Source organism: Fictibacillus iocasae, assembly GCF_042665465.1.
In the GTDB taxonomy this organism is placed as follows: domain Bacteria; phylum Bacillota; class Bacilli; order Bacillales; family Fictibacillaceae; genus Fictibacillus; species Fictibacillus iocasae.
In genome coordinates this window covers 84,001-103,338 of the sequence record NZ_JBHTCP010000013.1, presented here as the reverse complement: position 1 = coordinate 103,338, position 19,338 = coordinate 84,001, and the positions used below count along the sequence as shown (strand labels likewise).

General features: G+C 48.4%; 17 protein-coding genes, 1 pseudogene and 2 riboswitches. Of the genes and pseudogenes, 11 read left to right on the top strand and 7 right to left on the bottom strand.

Features of this window, described 5'->3' with window-relative positions; translation table 11 throughout:
• Positions 1 to 55 precede the first annotated feature (55 nt).
• Positions 56 to 271, top strand: a riboswitch (cobalamin riboswitch).
• Positions 272 to 749: 478 nt separating this feature from the next.
• The 6 genes from ACFQPF_RS07185 to ACFQPF_RS07160 all read left to right on the top strand — a co-directional run bounded on the left by ACFQPF_RS07185 (position 750) and on the right by ACFQPF_RS07160 (position 6,313).
• The gene (locus ACFQPF_RS07185) at positions 750 to 1,241 is read left to right on the top strand and encodes an acyl-CoA thioesterase (RefSeq protein ID WP_379748036.1); all 492 of its coding nucleotides are present in this window, start codon (positions 750 to 752) and stop codon (positions 1,239 to 1,241) included.
• A gap of 203 nt (positions 1,242 to 1,444) precedes the next feature.
• Entirely contained in the window at positions 1,445 to 1,819 is a 375-nt protein-coding gene (locus ACFQPF_RS07180) for a VOC family protein (protein ID WP_379748034.1), read from the top strand.
• A gap of 2 nt (positions 1,820 to 1,821) precedes the next feature.
• Positions 1,822 to 2,508 (top strand): response regulator transcription factor, encoded by a 687-nt coding sequence (locus ACFQPF_RS07175; protein WP_379748032.1) that lies wholly within the window; start codon positions 1,822 to 1,824, stop codon positions 2,506 to 2,508.
• Position 2,509: 1 nt separating this feature from the next.
• Positions 2,510 to 3,514, top strand: a complete 1,005-nt coding sequence (locus ACFQPF_RS07170) for a sensor histidine kinase (protein WP_379748030.1) — start codon at positions 2,510 to 2,512, stop codon at positions 3,512 to 3,514.
• 101 nt (positions 3,515 to 3,615) lie between these two features.
• Positions 3,616 to 4,377, top strand: a complete 762-nt coding sequence (locus tag ACFQPF_RS07165; protein WP_379748028.1) for an ABC transporter ATP-binding protein — start codon at positions 3,616 to 3,618, stop codon at positions 4,375 to 4,377.
• Positions 4,367 to 6,313, top strand: coding sequence for an FtsX-like permease family protein (locus tag ACFQPF_RS07160; protein ID WP_379748026.1), 1,947 nt, complete (start codon positions 4,367 to 4,369; stop codon positions 6,311 to 6,313). The genes ACFQPF_RS07165 and ACFQPF_RS07160 overlap by 11 nt, the downstream gene beginning before the upstream one ends.
• A 233-nt stretch (positions 6,314 to 6,546) precedes the next feature.
• Here ACFQPF_RS07160 and ACFQPF_RS07155 read toward each other — a convergent pair whose 3' ends face one another.
• The 3 genes and pseudogenes from ACFQPF_RS07155 to ACFQPF_RS07145 all read right to left on the bottom strand — a co-directional run bounded on the left by ACFQPF_RS07155 (position 6,547) and on the right by ACFQPF_RS07145 (position 8,005).
• On the bottom strand, positions 6,547 to 6,924 hold the full coding sequence (locus tag ACFQPF_RS07155) for a MarR family transcriptional regulator (RefSeq protein ID WP_379748024.1): 378 nt from the start codon (positions 6,922 to 6,924) through the stop codon (positions 6,547 to 6,549).
• Between the two features lie 12 nt (positions 6,925 to 6,936).
• Positions 6,937 to 7,600, bottom strand: a pseudogene (locus tag ACFQPF_RS07150) (sulfite oxidase-like oxidoreductase).
• A gap of 18 nt (positions 7,601 to 7,618) precedes the next feature.
• A complete protein-coding gene (locus tag ACFQPF_RS07145) occupies positions 7,619 to 8,005 on the bottom strand; it encodes a YkvA family protein (protein ID WP_379748022.1) in 387 nt (128 codons plus the stop codon).
• A 329-nt stretch (positions 8,006 to 8,334) separates the two neighbouring features.
• Between ACFQPF_RS07145 and ACFQPF_RS07140 the strand changes: the two genes are divergently transcribed.
• A complete protein-coding gene (locus ACFQPF_RS07140; protein WP_379748020.1) occupies positions 8,335 to 8,517 on the top strand; it encodes a hypothetical protein in 183 nt (60 codons plus the stop codon).
• Between the two features lie 33 nt (positions 8,518 to 8,550).
• On the opposite strand, the gene ACFQPF_RS07135 is transcribed toward ACFQPF_RS07140, so the two are convergent.
• Positions 8,551 to 9,360, bottom strand: coding sequence for a hypothetical protein (locus tag ACFQPF_RS07135; RefSeq protein ID WP_379748018.1), 810 nt, complete (start codon positions 9,358 to 9,360; stop codon positions 8,551 to 8,553).
• 66 nt (positions 9,361 to 9,426) lie between these two features.
• Positions 9,427 to 10,368 carry a magnesium transporter CorA family protein gene (locus ACFQPF_RS07130; protein ID WP_379748016.1) on the bottom strand — a complete coding sequence of 314 codons (942 nt, stop codon included), beginning with the start codon at positions 10,366 to 10,368 and terminating at the stop codon, positions 9,427 to 9,429.
• Between the two features lie 279 nt (positions 10,369 to 10,647).
• Between ACFQPF_RS07130 and ACFQPF_RS07125 the strand changes: the two genes are divergently transcribed.
• The gene (locus tag ACFQPF_RS07125) at positions 10,648 to 11,586 is read left to right on the top strand and encodes a polysaccharide deacetylase family protein (protein ID WP_379748014.1); all 939 of its coding nucleotides are present in this window, start codon (positions 10,648 to 10,650) and stop codon (positions 11,584 to 11,586) included.
• A 52-nt stretch (positions 11,587 to 11,638) separates the two neighbouring features.
• Here ACFQPF_RS07125 and ACFQPF_RS07120 read toward each other — a convergent pair whose 3' ends face one another.
• Both ACFQPF_RS07120 and ACFQPF_RS07115 read right to left on the bottom strand, forming a co-directional pair.
• Positions 11,639 to 12,805 (bottom strand): S8 family peptidase, encoded by a 1,167-nt coding sequence (locus ACFQPF_RS07120; RefSeq protein WP_379748012.1) that lies wholly within the window; start codon positions 12,803 to 12,805, stop codon positions 11,639 to 11,641.
• Positions 12,806 to 13,200: 395 nt separating this feature from the next.
• Complete coding sequence (locus tag ACFQPF_RS07115; protein WP_379748010.1) at positions 13,201 to 13,974, bottom strand: hypothetical protein; 774 nt, start codon at positions 13,972 to 13,974, stop codon at positions 13,201 to 13,203.
• A 34-nt stretch (positions 13,975 to 14,008) separates the two neighbouring features.
• A riboswitch (cyclic di-GMP riboswitch) is annotated at positions 14,009 to 14,101 on the bottom strand.
• A gap of 361 nt (positions 14,102 to 14,462) precedes the next feature.
• Here ACFQPF_RS07115 and ACFQPF_RS07110 point away from each other — a divergent pair.
• From ACFQPF_RS07110 to ACFQPF_RS07100, 3 genes are all read left to right on the top strand, one after another.
• Positions 14,463 to 15,932, top strand: a complete 1,470-nt coding sequence (locus ACFQPF_RS07110) for a M36 family metallopeptidase (RefSeq protein ID WP_379748475.1) — start codon at positions 14,463 to 14,465, stop codon at positions 15,930 to 15,932.
• A 199-nt stretch (positions 15,933 to 16,131) separates the two neighbouring features.
• Positions 16,132 to 17,037, top strand: a complete 906-nt coding sequence (gene galU / locus ACFQPF_RS07105; protein WP_379748008.1) for a UTP--glucose-1-phosphate uridylyltransferase GalU — start codon at positions 16,132 to 16,134, stop codon at positions 17,035 to 17,037.
• 526 nt (positions 17,038 to 17,563) lie between these two features.
• Positions 17,564 to 19,201 carry a hypothetical protein gene (locus tag ACFQPF_RS07100; RefSeq protein ID WP_379748006.1) on the top strand — a complete coding sequence of 546 codons (1,638 nt, stop codon included), beginning with the start codon at positions 17,564 to 17,566 and terminating at the stop codon, positions 19,199 to 19,201.
• The last annotated feature ends 137 nt before the right edge of the window (positions 19,202 to 19,338 follow it).

Here is a 19,338-nt window from a genome sequence, read left to right as displayed (position 1 = left end):
ATTTTCAAGAAAAAGTACCGTACCCCGGCATTCGCATGCTACACTAAAATTGAACAACCATATATCGCTTTATGGTGCTCTTTTTATCTAGTTTATATAAAGAGCTTAATAGGGAAGTCCGGTTCATCCCGGCGCGGTCCCGCCACTGTAAAAGAGAGTGCTCTCTACTAATTTTTCGCCACTGCCACTGTTCACTTTTTGAAAGGAATGGGAAGGCCAGGAGCAGCACGATGATCTTAGCCAGGAAACCTGCCATGAAGACTGACACTAGAAACCTACGGAAGATAGGGAGGTGCCGCGCAACGTTATTCATTCGTAACGCTTATTTGTGCACCCGTTCTGCTTTCATGCGGAACGGGTGCTTTTTTAATGGGGAGTTTGGGCGAGCGGCGATTGGCGCGCAAGCTGTTACGTGTGGCGCGCATATCGAAATAATTGATAGAAATCCGCTCGCAAGGTGAGTGGAATGGCGCGCAACCGCACAACGGCGTGAAAGAGGTCTCATTCGGCGCGCAAGCTGGCCCCAACCGCGCGCAAATTTTAGTTGTGGCGCGCAAACCCAAAAGTTGGCGCGAAAGCCGTTGAGAAGAGGAGGTTGACTAGTTAAAAATACGCCGGCAAATCCGCACGGCGCGAAACATTAACAAACCCGCTCGCATCCTATCTGTTTTGGCGCGGAACGACCCCGAAAATCGCTAAAACGGCGCGCATTTTTAGCATAAATAAACTCATAAAGGAGCACAACCAACATGACACTCTCAAACTACAACGTCCCATCCAGCCAGTCGTACACCATCCAGACGAGGCTCGTCATACCGCCCGATACGAACCATATTGATACGATTTTTGGCGGCCAGGTGCTGTCGTTTATCGACGAAATTGCCGCTATCACAGCGATGCGCCACAGCAACTCCGTCGTCGTTACCGCATCAATCGACTCGGTTAATTTTGTCGGTTCAGCGAAAGTCGGAGACATCCTCATCCTTCAAGCGTTCGTCGCGTCGACCGGACGAACGTCGATGGAAGTGTACGTCGAAGTATTCTCTGAAAATCTATTAAAAAAAGAAAAAAAGCTCACGACGACATCAATTCTCACAATGGTCGCAGTTGACGAAGATGGCAAGCCTTGCCCCGTACCAGGCGTTATTCCAGAAACACTGATGCAGCAACGTTTGCTTGAAACAGCACCCATCCGGCGAGAGCAGCGGAAAATACAACGAGAAAACAATCAGGTTAATTGAAATGTGTTCAGAACCCATTAATTGACAAGCGTATAACACAAGGAAATAATAAAGTCAGACACATAATGACCAGGGTCCGGTACGCACATAGCATGAATGTTGCTGCACCGCACTTTATACGGTGCGCGTACCGGACCCCGACTAAGGACCCTGACTAATCGGACCGCAACTTATCCAGCTACCAATGAGAGGAGCTACCAAGCATGAAAATCCAGATTAAAAGATTTGATCATATCCAGCTTTGCATTCCGGCAGGTGCTGAAAACGAGGCGCGTGCTTTTTACACAGATATTCTCGGGTTTCCGGAAAAAGAGAAGCCAGAGTCGTTAAAAGGAAACGGCGGGGCTTGGTTTCAGGCAGGAGAGATTGAGGTACATGTAGGCGTGGAGAACCGCGACAACTATGACACGAAAAGCCATCCAGCGTTTGAGGTAGAAGACGTTGAGGCAGTCCGCGCCTATTTAGAAGAAAACGGCGTGGAAACGTTCAATGAGAAGCCGATTCCGAATGTCACACGGTTCAGCTTTCGCGATCCGTTTAACAACCGCATTGAATTTCTGTCGAAGAAACGAACATAACAATGTTTAAATTATTGCTGATTGAAGATGATGCGACACTTTTCTCCGAAATACAAGATAGGCTGCAGCAATGGTCCTACGCGGTTCATGGAATTCAGGATTTTGGAAATGTTCTGCAGGAATTCACGACCGTCAAGCCAGACCTTGTGATCATTGATATTCAGCTGCCAAAGTTTGACGGCTTTCACTGGTGCCGGATGATCCGCTCTCATTCTAACGTGCCGATTCTCTTTTTATCCTCTCGTGACCATCCGACTGACATGGTCATGTCGATGCAGCTTGGTGCGGATGACTTTGTACAGAAGCCGTTTCATTTTGACGTGCTCATCGCTAAAATCCAGGCTGTCCTACGGCGTGTCTATAACTACAGCAGCGACGCCATCACGTTAAAAACGTGGTTTGGTGCAGCGATAGACAGCGACAAAAATACGGTCACCTTAAACGGAGAAGTCATTGAACTGACGAAAAATGAGATGTTTATCCTAAAAAAACTGCTGCAACACAAAAACAAAATCGTGACGCGCGACGAGCTGATCAAAAGCCTATGGGACGATGAACGCTTTGTGAGCGACAACACGCTTACCGTGAACGTGAACCGGCTGCGCAAAAAACTGGATGAACTGAAGCTCGGGCGCTATATCGAGACTAAGACAGGGCAAGGTTACATGGCCGCAGGAGAGGGACAATAAAATGATTTCAGCGTTTTTAAAAGAAAGGCGCAGCTGGATTGGATTCTTTCTGCTTTCGCAGCTGCTGATGCTGTTCATTGCCTTTATTGACAAAACCATTCCGCTCATGCCCGTCGTTTATATGATTTTTTTAGGAGTTATCCTGTTTGCCGGGTTTCTGGCACTGCGTTTTAAAAGAGAAACACGCTTTTACCGAAGCCTGCAACAGTGGGATCATGACTTGGATTTGTCGGATATCGCGGAACCAGTCAGTCCGCTGCAGCAAATAACAAGCGAGGCGATCACCTTGCAGACCGAACGGCTGAAGCGCTTGTCTGACGAGAACCGAATGCTGATGCAGACAGAAAAGGATGAGATGCTGTCATGGATTCATGAAGTTAAGACACCGCTCACCGCCATGCACCTCATACTCGACCGCGTGGAGGATCAACAGACAAAGTCGCAGCTCACCTACGAATGGCTGCGCATCCATCTCCTGCTCGATCAGCAGCTTCACCAAAAACGGATTCCTTTTATCCAAAACGATCTATACATTGAAAAGATAGACGTAGCAACGGTCCTTTCCGCCGAACTGAAAACCCTTCGTTCATGGTGTATGCAAAAGAAAATCGGGGTTGAAGTTGATCTGCAGGAGCAAGAGGTGCTGACAGATGGAAAATGGCTATCATTCATCATCCGGCAGCTGCTGACGAATGCGGTTAAATACAGTGAAAATAGCGATATCATCGTAACGAGTGCGGTAAAAGATGAACGGCTATTCCTGACGGTGAAAGACAACGGCCGCGGTATGGCTGTAAAGGATTTGCCGCGCATTTTTGATAAAGGGTTCACGACGACCTCTAATCACCACGATCAGGCGGCTACAGGAATGGGCCTGTATCTTGCGAAAAAAGCAGCCGATTCTCTGCATATTGCGATTCAGGTCCGTTCAACTCCGGGCCATGGCAGCGAGTTTACCCTCATCTTTCCGAAACAGAACGAGATGTCCCGCATCATCGGCATGTGACAGCATTGTCACATGCTTTTATCGTTTTGTTAGTCCAATCAAACGCAAAAGCTCCCCGCTGGCAGTATAGTTGAAGAAACAAGTCAAAGGGAAGTGAATACATGAATGTGTTAACCGCAAATCAAATCACCAAAAGCTACGGCAATAGATGGAACCGCCAGGAAGTGTTAAAAGGCATCGACATGAAGGTGGAGAAGGGGGAGTTCGTCGCCATCATGGGGGCCTCTGGCTCCGGCAAGACGACACTGTTGAACGTGCTGTCATCGATCGACAGAGTGAGCGGCGGAAGCATACAGGTGGAAGGAAAAGAAATCACGGCCATGAAAGAGCGCGAGCTTGCTCAGTTCCGCAAACATCACCTCGGCTTTATTTTTCAAGACTATAACCTGCTCGACACGCTGACGGTCAAAGAAAATATCCTGCTGCCGCTGTCGATTCGCAGCATTCCAAAGCGAGAGGCAGACGCTAAATTCCAAATCGTAGCTGAAGATCTTGGCATATATGAGCTGAAAGATAAATACCCGAATGAAATCTCGGGTGGCCAGAAGCAGCGAACCTCAGCCGCACGGGCATTCATTCACGAGCCGAGTCTTATTTTTGCTGATGAGCCGACAGGAGCGCTCGATTCCAAATCAGCATCAGACCTGCTGAACAAGATGAGCGGGATGAACGAGAAACGCAATGCGACGATCGTGATGGTCACACACGATCCGGTTGCAGCAAGCTATTGCAGCCGCGTCATTTTCATTAAAGACGGCAACGTGTACACGCAGCTCGTCAAAGGCACCGAAACAAGGCAGTCATTTTTTAAGGACATCATGAAAACACAAGGCGTGTTAGGCGGTGTTTCGGTTGAACAATAAACAGCTGATCTGGCGCAGCTTGAAAAAGAACCTGGCACAAAATGTTCTGTACGTATTCGCGCTCGTGTTCAGTGTGGCGTTGTACTTCTCATTTGTGACCTTGCAGTACGATCCGGCGATGGACACGGCAAAAAACACGGTGAAAGGCGGCGCGGCTATCCGCACGGCATCCGTTCTTCTTGTCGCGATCGTGGCGGTGTTCCTCGTTTACGCCAATGCGATTTTTATTAAACGGCGAAGCAAGGAAATCGGTTTGTTCCAGCTGATCGGCATGACAAAGAGGCGCATCTTTTATCTGCTGAGCGCTGAAAACGCGATTCTGTACGTAAGCTCGCTTTTGGCCGGCATTTTCTTCGGATTCGCATTCTCGCGGCTCATCACGATGATCTTGTTCCGTATCACAGGCGTTGATGCAGTGGCGGTGCTTCACTTTTCAGGAAAAGCGCTTCTTCAGACAATACTGATTTTCACCGCCATCTACATGCTGATCTTGCTCATGAATTACCTGTTTATTAAAAAGCAGACCATTCTTTCTCTGTTCGCGGTCCGTTCGACCACTGAAGAGCGTGTGAAGAAGCTGTCTAAGCTAGAGATCATGATGGGAATCGCCGGTCTGGTGCTCATCATAACAGGATATTATGTGTCCTCAGAGCTGTTTGGCGGCAGCTTCAGGCAGATGACCGAGCTGTTTCTGGCTATGGCTTTTATCCTCGCTTCTGTCATTATCGGCACCTACTTGTTTTACAAAGGATCCGTCAGCTTTGTGCTGAACATCATCCGCAAGAAAAAAGACGGCTATGTGACGGTCCGAGAGGTTCTTTCCCTGACGTCGATAATGTTCCGCATGAAATCAAACGCGATGCTTCTCACCATCATCACGACCGTTTCAGCCCTCGCCATCGGACTGCTGTCATTAAGCTATATCTCTTATTATTCTTCTGAAAAAACAGCGGAAAACAATGTTCCAGCACACTTCTCGCTGACAGATAGCAAGGCTGCAGAAAAGTTCAAAAAAATGCTAGCTTCTGAGATGATATCCTATCGCGAAGTGCGTATCGATGTGTTGATGGCAAACGCGAACATGAAAGATATATTGCTAGGCGATACGAGCGATCTCCTCATGGATCCTTCACAGACGAGCATGGCCGTCATCAGCGATGCGCAATTTCCGAAGTACGATGTGAAGCGAGGCGACGTGCTGTTTGCCGGCTATAACGATTTAATGCAAAAGTTTTTGCCGCTAAAAAACAAGGGAACGATTGAGCTGAAAGGAAAAAGCGAGGCAGTAAGTTTAGAATACAAAGGATTGAAAAAAGAGTACCCGATATCGTGGTATTTTATCGGAGAGGGGCAGTCGACCGCAGTGGTAGATGATTCCGTCTATCGGCAGCTGAAAAAAAACCTCGAGCCCTCCCTTCAAAAGGAGCACTCTGAATATATCGGTATCGATATAACGGATAAAAAGAAGTGGAAGAAAGCAAACAAACTGTTCGTTGCGTCTTTTTATGAGAGGGAGAATGGGGCTGATTCGCGTCTTGAAATGATTAGTGCTCAGCGAAATCAGATCGGCCTCGCGATGTTTATCGTTGGGTTCCTCGGCCTTACCTTTCTGATCACTTCAGGCTGTATTTTGTACTTTAAGCAGATGGATGAAAGTGAAGAAGAGAGGCCGAACTACACCATTTTGCGAAAGCTTGGCTATACGGTCGATGACCTTTCAGCCGGAATCAAGCTCAAGCAATGGTTCAGCTTCGGCATTCCGCTAAGTCTCGGGCTCATTCACAGCTACTTTGCCGTACAGTCTGGCTGGTTCCTGTTCGGTGCCGAAGTCTATGCCCCAATGACCATCGTCATGATCATCTACACCGCCCTATACTCTGTATTCGGCTTCCTATCGCTGGTACACTATAAAAAAGTGATCAAAGCAGCGCTGTGATAGAATTCTAGTTCGTTGTAATCGGGGTCCGGTACGCACACAAACAAAAACAAAAACAAAAACCGTTTCAAGCGGGCTGTTTAAGGAACAGCGCAACGTTGAAACGGTTTTTTACTTTAAGAAAGCATCACTTTTTAACAGAAAAGGAAGCCCGCGCAGTCAAAACGTTCAGGAACAAGGGATAAGGACAACTAAGGCTGACGCGAAAGGCAGATCGCGGGCCTGAGTTTTCTTTAGTTCGCTTTCGCATCCTCCAGCTGGCGCTTAAATCGGGCGAGCACCTGCTTTCGCTTTTCATAGTCAGTCGAATCGCCGTCCTCCCAGAGTGAGAGATCGCCGCCTGCATCGATCAGCTGCAGCGCCTTGTTTTTGACCTTGCTTTGCAGTGCCTCGTTCTCGAGCTGAAGCGCCGCGACCGCGATATAAAGCAGCGCCTCGTATGGCTGGCGCTCCTCATCGTCATCATAATCGTCCAGCTCCACAAGCCACTCTTCTAAAATGACCGCTGTCGCCTTTTCAGGAGTCATTCCTTCATCGATAAAATGATTCCAGTCCTCTTGAATATCACATGAGAAGTCATCTTCCCACAAATCCGTGCCCCACGTACCCACATCTTTTCCTCCTCAATCGTAGTCTTTCTTTTTCCATTCGTCCTCAGGCATGTCGAATCCTTCTCCGGAAAAACGCTGCTCACGGAACGGATCCGCGTAGTGATGGAAGCCGTTCTGCTCCCAAAAGCCGGGCCGGTCGTCACGCATAAACTCGATGCGGCGGATCCACTTCACGCTTTTCCAAAAATAAAGATGCGGCACGATCAAACGCAGCGGATAGCCGTGCTTTTCCGTGAGCGGCTTGCCGTCAAACGAGTGGGCGAGCAGGATATCATCACGCATCAGATCCGCTAGAGGAATGTTCGTGTCATAATCAAAATCGCCGTACGCCATCACGTGCTTCGCCGCCGGGTCGACATCAACCGCTTTTTAAAAAGTCGGAAAAAAGGACCCCTGTGAACGCATTATCGAACCGCGACCAGCGCGTCACACAATGGATGTCTTTGACGACCGTCGTCTGCGGCATCGCCAACAGATCGCCGAACGTGAACATCTTCGGCTCCTCCACAAGGCCATCGACCGTAAGATGCCATTTTTTCATATCATACTGCGGCACGTCCCCTTCGTGCAGGATCGGAAACCGGGTAGTCAGCACCTGTCCGGGCGGCAAACGGCCTTCCAGCTCATCCGCCGCCTGTGGCACGCGCATCTTTTTAATGCGGTCCGCTTTGTTCATCGATAGACCCTCCTAAGCTCATCGTCCCAGAATATGCACCATTTTCACCCCAAACCAGTACGCCGCAAGCAGCCAGATCGCGATGAACAGTGCACCGGTAAACCAGTTCTTCGGCTTGCGCTGCTTGGCGAGCTGTAACGCTTTTTCGCGGTGTTCCTCCAAAATGTGCGGCGGCATCAGCCTCAGCACGAGCATGATTCCGAGCGGAAGCAGGATCAGGTCATCAAGATAGCCGACCACCGGGATGAAATCAGGAATCAGGTCGATCGGGCTGAACGCATAGGCTACCACTAAAATCGCGGCTGTTTTTGCCATAAGCGGTGTTCGCGGATCGTGATACGCGAGGTATAGGACGAACAGCTGCTGCTTCAGCTCGCGCGCTTTTTGTTTCAGTTCGGTAATCAAGTTTGCCTCCGCCTTTCCATGTACAGAAAAAAACGGCGCCGCATATTCTGCAGCACCGTCTGTGAGTTTATCTTACGCGTTTAAAGAAATACAGAGCCACAACTATTACCGCTAGTATAATGAGAATCTTCATCATGTGCAATCACCCTTTCAGTCATTTAGCTTCGTTTCGCTCTCTGCTATTTTGATTCCCTTTTCTCGAGCATTTTAATCGGATAGGAAGAAAAAACGGCTGTTCAGCACATTGTCTAGAAATAAAATTGTTTTTTCGACAGAATTTGCCGTACAATGAGTGTATATTATATTGTTGACAGTTATGGGGTGAATAGATGGGCCAGATCATACCTTTTCCAATGCCGCTTCCAAAAGTGACGCTTACGAAAGAGGAAAGCGACGAATATTATGAAATAAAAGATGCGATCGAAAACGCCCAGGACGAGCAAGACATCGTACAGCTGCAAACGCGAGTACGCGCCCTGCTGGAGAGAATTGAAGAACGCCAGAAAAATTAACACCCTCCGTACGATAATTTCGTGCGGAGTTTTTTATGCCAAATGTAAAAGCGATACGTGCTTGGAAATCCGAATAAATGCAGCACCACCGCATTCAGGCGCCAGCCCTCTTACATAGCCGTTCGTCATCCCGTAGTCCGCAACGTTCTTGATTTCAGATGCGCCGTGTAACGAGGTGCCCAGGATGCTTTGTTTATGGTCATAAGCGCCGTGAAAAAAAGCTTGTGATTCGCGGACAGCTATAGCACTGGCGCCATGAAGCTTCTCAGATACCGGAAAGACGGCCGTTTCCTTGTTTTTGTAGGAAAACCGGACAAGCGGAAACGAATGATAAGGGAAAAGCCAAATGTCATCATCATCACCCGAACAAACAGCATAGCAGTCATCAATGATGATTTCTTTATGGTTGTGGTGGTTGAAAGAGTACAGAACATCGCCCTTTAGGCTGAACAGCACGCCCCCCCCAGTAGACACTCCTTCCCCAAACACGCCTTCATCAAAATAACTGATCCAGATCCCGTCCCGAGTGACCACGATATCCTGAATGCAGCTGCCGCCATGAAAACTATCCTGCACGCCGTCTGTGAGGGAAACGATGTGAACATTCTTGTCATCGGCATTTTTTGGTCGAGTGTCCGCAAGTACGATAGTGTCAGCATTCATCCAACGGACTTTTGAAAACGATATGGAGAGCGAAAGAGTAAGCTTCTCGCGGCTATGATAAAACGAACGGCGGCGGTTTCTTCGTTCAGCCACAATAACCCCGTACTCCGCCCGATAATCGGCGTCGATAATGGTAGCCGGTGTTTCCGGTGTATGCAGAACTTTTTCTGTAAATAACATAGAGGAGAGTTCCTTTCTATGGAGATGAACAGCCGCCAGCATGTTGTGCTGACGGCTGTTCGCTCGTTATTTTTTAAAATACCGCTTGCGCCAAAAGAAGAACGCGGCGGCGCCTGAGAGCATGAAGGCAACGCTGAGCATGATGCCGAACGCATGCGGGTTGTGCTGGTACGGAATCGGAATGTTCATCCCATAAAAGCTCGCGACCATCGTCGGCAACGCCAGTATGATCGTGAACGATGTCAGAAAACGCATCTCCAGGTTCAAATTGTTCGAAATAACCGAGGAGAACGCATTCGTCAGCCCTTTTAGGATGCTGCTGTAGATCTGGCTCATTTCGATCGCCTGCTTGTTCTCGATGATCACGTCCTCCAGCAGCTCGCGGTCTTCTTCATACATTTTCAAAAAGTTCATCCGCAGCAGCTTTTCGAGTACCGCATCGTTCGATTTTAAAGAAGTCGTAAAATAGACCAGTGATTTGTCGAGACTGAGCAGCTCGAACAGATCCTGGTTTTTCAGCGTCTGCCGCAGCTCCCGTTCGATCGTGTCGGTCTTTCGGTTAATCTGGCGCAGGTAGCGCAAATAATATTGCGAAATCAGCTGCAGCAGCTGAAAGATAAAGCGCGTTTTCTTAAACGTGTAAAAGTTTCGAACCTTCTTTTTCACGAACATTTCAATGATCGGATTTTCTCTTAAACAAACCGTAATAAAATAATGCTCGCACGCAATCATGGCGAGAGGGAAGGTATCGTAAGCGTTCTGACCGTTCTCGTCCTGCTCGAGCAGCGGGATATCGACGATTACGCTGACGGTGTCGTCTTCCTTTTCAATGCGAGAACGCTCTTCTTCATCGAGTGCGTCTCGCAGGAATTCCGGATCGATCCCTGTTGCGCGTACAACAGCTTCAATCTCTTCCGGCGTCGGAGCGATCAAGTTGATCCAGCAGCCTTGCTCAATCTGCTCAAGCTCTGTCAACGAATGATGTTTATTTGATAATATTTGCAGCATGTTAGAGAGACCTCCTTGCCTATATCACTCCCTCACTATACCGCTAATTTCCCCCTGCCAGCAAGGTGGCAAACCTGAAGTGCGGGGTCCGAAGTGCGGGGTCCGGTACCATTTCCCAAACACTTGGGAAATGGTACCGGACCATGGTCAAAGAACCTTGCTATAAGTGGAGAAGAGTGATCGTGTCCTTGCCATATGGACAAAAAACAAGGATTGTCTTTTCGGCGTACCGTACCCCATAATGAAAATAAAGGTTATTTTTAACAGAGGAGATAAAATATGGGGTGGATAAAAAAGGGGATTGTGCTAGGCGGTGCCCTGCTATTTCTAGGAGGATGTGCAGGCGGAGTGGAACCGGCGGGGAGCAGCACAGAGGAACATCAACAACCGAATCATTCAGAAGCAGAGAAGGACACAAATAAAGGTAAAAATAATGAAGCCCATCAACCAGATTTGTCAAAAGAGCGAGAGCAGGATAAGGGAACGAGCCAAGGTGATGATGAGGATACCGTTACTGAGCGAGCGCTCGTTCAGAAATACAGCAGCATCCAACCACGCCAATGGGGAGAGAACGTCACGGGTGTTAAAACGGCACTGAACACCCAAGAAAAAGTGATCGCGCTCACCCTAGATGCCTGCGGCGGTCCAAACGGAAGCGGCTACGATCAGCTTTTGATCCAATTTCTTCAGCAGCAAAAAATTCCCGCCACGCTGTTTGTAAACAGCCGATGGATCGATGCGAACAAAGAGGCTTTTCTTGCCCTTTCGCGTGATCCGCTGTTTGAAATCGAGAACCACGGCACCGAGCATAAGCCGTTATCGGTGAAAGGCCAGTCGGCATATGGTGTAAAGGGGACAGAAAGTGTCGCAGAGGCTGTACGAGAAGTCATGACAAATGAAAATAAAATCCTGGAACTCACGGGAAAAAAGCCGAAGTATTTCCGCTCGGGAACGGCATATTATGACGAGGTGGCGGTCCAGATCGCAAGTGACCTTGGAGAAACAGCTGTCAACTATAATGTGCTAGGCGATGCAGGCGCGACCTTTACAAGTGAACAAGTCAAGTCAGCACTGCTAGCGGCTCAGCCGGGCTCCATCGCGCTGCTGCACATGAACCAGCCCAAAAGCGGTACCGCACAAGGCATCATTCAAGCCGTGCCGCTGCTCATCGAACAAGGCTTCCGCTTCGTGAAGCTGGAGGATCATAGCTTAAAATAAAAAAAGAGGGGGTCCGGTACGCGAAGTACCGGACCCCCTCTTTTCTATAGACCTATTGAGTGACTGCTTTTGCTGCATTGATGCGTCCGTGTTTGAAAAGTGTACCGGACCCCGTTACTTTATCCGCTGTTCCTTCAAGTGCTGTGCGGATCTGTGTTGCGTTCTTGCCCTGTGATGCGAGCAAGCCTGCTACACCTGCGACAACAGGTGATGCCATGCTTGTTCCGCTCAGGTTCTCGTACTTTCCGCCAGGAACTGTAGAGTAGAGGCTTACCCCAGGTGCCGCTACATCAACCCATGGCCCATAGTTAGAGAAGTAAGCGATCTTGTCGTTTTGATCTGTCGCCGCTACAGCGATCGCTTTATCATAATACGCAGGGTAGCTAGGAAGCGGTGTGCTCTCGTTACCCGCTGCCGCTACAACGACTGAACCTTTGCTTGCCGCATAGTTTACGGCATCTTCCAATGTTTTCGTTCCGACCGCGCCGCCAAGGCTTAAGTTGATGACCTGCGCACCGCTGTCTGCCGCATGACGGATACCTGCCGCTACATCATCAAGCGTTCCGCTGCCGTCCGCGTCAAGTACTCGCTCGGCTAAGATCTGCACGTTGGGCGCAAGGCCAGCCATTCCGACTCCGTTGTTCGTGGATGCTGCTGCAATCCCCGCAACGTGCGTGCCGTGCTTGTTTTCATCCATCGGGTCGTTGTCATCAGTAACAAAATCCTTGCCTTTAATGACCTTTCCGGCAAGATCCGGGTGGTTGTAGTCCACACCTGTATCAACAACGGCGATTTTTACCGTTGAAGAACCGCGTGTCACATCCCAGGCCGCTTCTGCTCCAACCTTTTGAGGAGCATATTGCTTTGTCGAATAATCAGGATCATTCGGCACATAGCTTGCCTTATATGTCACATTCGGTTCCGCGTACTCGACGTTCGGGTTCGCTTCATATTCCTTAACCGCTTCAGCCACGCTTCCATCGGTCACAGTCACAACAGAAAAGGCACTGTATTTTTCTTTAAGGGAATCATCAAGCTTAGAGATAAGTGATGACTTCTCAGTAGAAGAAACACCTTCTTTGTATTTTACGATAATTTCTTTCGGTGCTTCCTTTGAATCGGATTGCTCTGGTATAGAAGCTGCTCCCGCTTGAGTTGGTGCAGCAAGTCCAACCAAAAGTGCTAGAGAAGTATAACCTGCAGCGAAACGTTTTAGCATGACTGATCACTCCTTCTGTTTGATTGCTTTCAAGGTTAACACAATCTCAAAAAGGGAAAAGGGGTTCGATATAAAATTAACAAACCCTTTAAATTATCTTAAAATAACACTAAAGTAACGAAATATTCAGAAAAATAATGTGTGACCTTCGAAACCCGTGTTAAAATTCGACTATAGAAAAAACAGGTTTTGGATAATAGACGAAATTTGGAAACGAGAAAAAAGGTAAGAAATGACTAGTTTAAAACCGATTCACAACGTTGGGGCACAACGTCGGGGTCCGGTACATCTCCATCTCCAACCCCGTTTTAGCACCATTATGGAAAAAAGTACCGGACCCCGAACGTGGATCTGCCACAAAAAAGCTGCCGGCACACTGCGGCAGCTCATTTCTATTATTTAATTACTTCAGCTGGCTTTTCAGCTGGTTCACCAGATTCTTTTTTGTTTAAGTTCGTGATGCTTTCGGCGATGAGCCTTTTAACAGCTGCATACTTTTCATTTCCTGCTTTAGTAATGGATGCATCAAGGGTGACACCTTTTTTCTTAGCGTCGGAAACCAATTTGTTCATCTGGTTTTTCACTTGATACAGCTGGTTATCAAGAGACATCAGCTTGTTTTCAAACTCCTCGAAGCGTGATTCCTCTTCCTCTTCACAGCAGTCCTCTTCCTCGCAATCTTCATCTTCCTCGTGATGATCGCACTCTTCTTCTTCATCCTCTTCCTCGTCATCATCAGAAGATGCTTTCACAGGTTCTGGTGCAGGGTTTGGAACAGGAGTCGGATTGGGAACCGGAACTGGCTCTGTTGGCGGTTCTTCTTTAGGAGGCTCTGTCTTAGGCGGTTCTTCTTTAACAGGCTCTTCTCCATAATACAGCTCGATCTCTTCATTAAGAGACTTAACCTTTGACTCGATTTGAATAAGCTTTTTGTTCAGCTCGCGATATTTATTGGTGTACTGCTTTTTTAGTTCAGCTTTCTTTTTTGCTTCATCCTGCTTCTTTTTTTCGTGGCCTTTTTTCTTGTTGTCTTTCTTTTTCTTCTGTTCTTTCTTTTTTTGCAGCTCGTGCTTCGAACCATTTTCCTTCGCGTACGATCCAGCAGGCGCGCCAAGCATGACAGCGAGTGCAAGAACAGCCGCAGCGAACTTCATCATTTTCTTTTTCATTACCTCATCCTCCTTAAGGATATAAAAATGTGGTAAAGGCAGCTGGCTGGCGTAGGCGATTCTGTGTGTGCCCTTAGCCCCTATAGCTTTGTGCCGCCAGATTTCTCTGGTTTTACCGATATCAATATTTTACAAATAAATAAAAAATATGGAAATAGTACAGGCGACCTATTTCGACAAAAACCGTATACAGGGTTTGTATATTTGATTTTTTCGTATTTTCGGGGTCCGGTACAATCGGGGTCCGGTACCATCTCCATCATTCAACGCCATAAAGCAGCATTTGAAAGAAGAGTACCGGACCCCAGATGTGTACCGGACCCCAGATGTTCCAGATGTTTTATTCCTACAAAATCTATCAAAATAGACCCATTGCATTGAGGCTAGGACAGGCCTTACACTAATTGTATGAAAATTCAAACTTTTAGGAGGCTGTTATTTTGAAAAAGAAGAATCTGATTAAGATGCTTGGCTCGGCTGCGCTTGTGATGACATTGGCTCTCCCAACCTTTAGCGGCGGCACACCAGACTACACACCGAGAACGGTTCAGGCACAGAGCTTTGATGCGAAAGTAAAAGCGGATGAGTACTTAAAGAAGAATGCGGCGCAATACAACCTTAACGCCGATCTTTCTGGTCTTACATATGTCACGACGATTGAAGCGAACGCTGGAACGTACGTCCGTTATCAGCAAACGGTGAAAGACAAACCCGTTTTTACCAATCAAGTGACGGTTACGCTCGATAGAAACGGCAAGGCACTTATGGCGGTCTCTGATTATACGTCTTACTCGAAAGTGGAAGAGCCGAAGCAGAACATCACAAAAAGCGAGGCAGAATCGAAAGCGGCACAGCACCTTAACGCTCAGGCTGGCCGCTGGTCACAGACTGAGAATGTGTTTGGCTATTCTATTGAAAACGGCACCGCGATTCCTGTCTATAAAATAACCCTGCATGCCGATGAGCCGTTCGGGGCTTGGGAAATGTATGTTCATGCAGGCACCGGAAAAGTGCTGAAGAAGAAGGATTTGAACCAAAAAGTGACCGGGTCAGGCCAGGTGTTCTTGCCAAATCCGATTGAATCACAAGGATCTAAAACGGGGCTGACAGACGGCAATGACGCCGATTCAGCAGCCCTCACTGCCCAGCTGAAGCCTGTGTCTCTTCAAGGCTTGAACGGCACCGGAAAGCTCGAGGGCCAATACGTGAACATTTATTCCAAATCGAGAACGACGAGTGCCAGCCATGTGTTCAATTACACACGCAGCGATGACCGGTTCGAGGACGTGATGGTGTACTACCATATCGACACGCTGCAGCGGTATATTCAATCCCTCGGTTTTTCCAACATAAACAACCGCTCGATTAAAGCAAACGTGAACACGTACCGCCAGGACAACTCGTTCTACAGTCCGTCGACAAAAGAGCTGACATTCGGCATAGGCGGAGTGGACGATGCGGAGGATTCAGGCATCATCGCACACGAATACGGCCATTCGATCCAGGACAACCAGGTCCCAGGGTGGGGGAACTCAGCAGAAGGCGGCGCGATGGGTGAAGGATTCGGCGATTTCCTCGGCGCCACATATGAAGATGCCGCCGCGCCTGGTGCGTTCGGAACAGCGTGTGTAGGAGAGTGGGATGCCGCCTCGTATTCTAGCAGCAACCCGCCATGTCTGCGAAGGCTTGATAAAAACAAAGTGTATCCGCGTGATGTTGTGAACCAAGTACATTCGGACGGCGAGATCTGGTCGCAGGGACTGTACGATCTGGCAGGGGCACTCGGCCGTGATACGGCGACAAAGCTCGTGCTTCAGTCACACTGGTCACTGACACCGAACGCGACGTTCAATAACGGAGCAAAAGCGATCAAGCAGGCAGATCAGCTGCTGAACGCCGGTCGAAACGCCACGGCCATTGATTCGATTTTTGCCGCAAGGGGACTGTCAACGAATTAAAAGCACTGTCGGTTTGTCTTTGTCGGGGTCCGGTACCATTCCGCACATAAAGCGGCAGCCATGCCGCTTTTGCGGAATGAGTACCGGACCCCGAAATTAATAAGCCTTTGTTAAATCTCTGTAAAAGTACGTATTTTGACGGCGGTTTTTCGCTACACTGTTGGTAAACGTTGATTACCATCAGGGAGCTGATCGAGAGATGAAGAAGATTCGTAAAGCGATTATTCCGGCTGCAGGTCTTGGCACACGTTTTCTGCCGGCAACTAAAGCGATGCCAAAAGAAATGCTGCCGATCGTGGACAAGCCGACGATCCAATATATCGTAGAAGAAGCAGTCGCCTCAGGAATCGAGGACATCATCATCGTGACTGGAAAGGGCAAGCGGGCGATCGAGGATCATTTTGATCATGCGTTTGAACTGGAGGAGAATCTTTTGAAAAAGGGAAAGGTGAACCTGCTGCAGAAGGTTCAGCAGTCCTCCCAGCTGGCGGAGATTCATTATATCCGGCAAAAGGAGCCCCGCGGCCTTGGTCATGCGATCTGGTGCGCGCGCAAGTTTATCGGTGACGAGCCGTTCGCTGTGCTGCTCGGTGACGATATTGTGCAGGCTGAGCCGCCGTGCCTCGCGCAGCTGATCACGCAATATGAAAAAACGGGCTCGTCCATCATCGGTGTCCAGACGGTACCGGAAGAGCAGGTGAGCCGTTACGGCATCGTTGATCCTGTTCAGACAAAAGGGCCGCTTTATGGCGTGAATAAATTTATCGAGAAACCAGCGCTTGGAGAAGCGCCGTCGAACCTTGCGATTATGGGGCGCTATATTTTGAGCCCGGAAATATTCCGTTACCTTGAAAAGCAGGAAATGGGAGCTGGAGGAGAGATTCAGCTGACCGATGCGATCGAGCAGCTGAATGAATTTCAGCGTGTGTTCGCTTATGAGTTTGAAGGACGCCGGTATGACGTCGGAGAAAAGCTCGGCTTCATTCTGACCACTGTCGAATTTGCGCTCCGCGACCATGACATCCAAGACACGCTCTACCGCGAGCTGCGCCAGCTCGTAGAGGATGCGAAGCACTTAACACCAGAAAGCAAGGAAAGCATCTGACATGATATAAAAATGAAAAGCCCGGTGAAGCTGGAGTTTTGAAAAATTCGCCTCATCGGGCTATTGTTTGGGGTCCGGTACCTTTTCCAACTCCGCCGCACGGCAGCGGGGTTTGGGGAAAGGTGTACCGGACCCCGATTTTTTGTAAATATATGTTTAATGCGATATTTGAGGTGGTAGTATCGTTATGAGGCTATTATCCTATTATTGGATAACGCTGAAACCATTTATTGGCTTGATGCGTACATACATCACGTGAGAGTGAGAAAAGGCACGTGTTGTCCATTCCGCGCGGACATATAGGGCTGGTTGTCTTTTTGTGGTACCGGACCCCGGACCATCTTACTATTTCCTGTAATTTTCCAATTTTTATAGAAATTCCATAGTGATTGCCGTATAGTAAGTAATCGTGAGCCGCGCTGATGGACCATGCACAAGACAGCACGTATACATAATTTTGCGCACAGGCTCGTACTATTCAAGAGTGGATATTTATTGCTTCAAGCACATTTAAGGAGGGCAATACATGCAAACGGAAGTGAACACACCGGCGAAGTCGAGCAAGAAATTTTTGATCATCGCACTGGCGGCAGTCTTGCTGATCGGCGGCGGGGCAGCGGTTTACGCGATGATGATGAACACGCCAAAAAATCAATACTTATTGTCAGAGTTTAAATCGTATGAAGCGATGAGTGAGTCGTTTGACAGCCAGTTTGGCGATTTTACCGATTTGTCTGAAAAGACGCAGAGTGAAGCGAACGAGTCGGATACACGCGTGAACATCGACATGGATCTTGGTGCGATGGGAGCGACCGGGATGGAAGCGGCGCTTGCTCAGTCTCTTTTAAAAAGCGCAGAGCTGCAGGTGAAAACGCAGCATGATCCAAAGAACGATCAAGGATCCGTCAAGCTTGGTGTTTTAATGAACGACTCCGAGATCGCGGGAGCGGAGTTTTATCAGGATAACAAAAAAACGGCGCTAGAGGTGCCTGAGCTGTACAGCAAGCACGTGTATTTCGAGAACAAAGAGTTTGGCGAACTGATGAGAAAGTTCGATGCCTCTTACCAAGGGCTCGAAGAAATGCAGAATTTCTTCAAGGCGTATGACAGCTACTTAACGGACGAAGATGAGCGCAAGGAAATGGTAAAAGAGTATGCTGAAATACTGAAGGATAAAATCAAAGACGAAAACGTGACAGAGAAGGATGTTGACTTTAACGGAGAAAGCATGACGTCTCTCACACTCACACTCTCTGAAAAAGAAGTGAAGGACCTGCTTGTCGCATACGTTGAAAAAATCGAAAGCGATGATAAGCTGATCGACGAACTCGCGAAGCAAACCGCTATCTCAGGCGGGATGGACCCGACTATGACGGGTGCGCAAAGCGAAAAAGAAACAAAGAAACAGATCCGCGACGGTCTGAAGGAAATCAAAAAAGGCATTAAAGAAGAAATGAGCATGCCAAAAGGATTTAAGCAGACGGTCATCATCAACAGCGACGAGGTCATCGTCAGCCGTTCCTTTGATTTTGAAGTAGGGCCAAAGGACGCTCCGAACGATGCGGTAGCCATTGCCTATGATTCAGAATCCAAGAAAAACAGCGACAAAACGAAGTCCAGCTGGAAAATGGTGATGACGCCGAAATCAGGCGAGGGTGCACTCACACTGGATATGAAGATGGACTCCGAGCCTAAAGGCGAAGGTATGAAGCGTGATATTAAGACGAAATTTGAGATGGTTGAAAACGGCACGACAGAAGGCGCTGGATTCCACATCTGGGGCGAAGGCGACAAATCGAAGTCAAAATGGAACCTTGAAATGACGCCGGTTGGCGATATGGCAGCGGCTGAGCTGCCGGACTTTAAGCTGCAGCTTGAGCACAAAGGCAAGCAGGATCTGGACAACAACAAAGCACAGCACGATTTTAAAACGACCATCCTCGTGAACGACCCGTCACTTGGCGGTGAGATGAAGATGGATCTGAACATCAAGTCCAAAACGACGTTCACAGATAAGCTGAAATTTCCTAAGCTGTCTGACGGCAACGCAGTGAACGCGGCCGAGGCGAGCGACGAGGATATCGCAGCGATCATGCAAGAAGTGCAGATGAACATTCAGAACTTTATCGGATCGAACGCCGAGCTGTTTCAAGGCGGATTCTAACGATACGAACATCAAAGGACAAGAATAACATTCACGTGTTATCTTGTCCTTTTTTACGGTTGCGACGCATAAACTTCAGTATAATGAGGGTGACAAAGTGTCAGGTTAATGGCTCACAAATCCAAACCTAGCGCGCA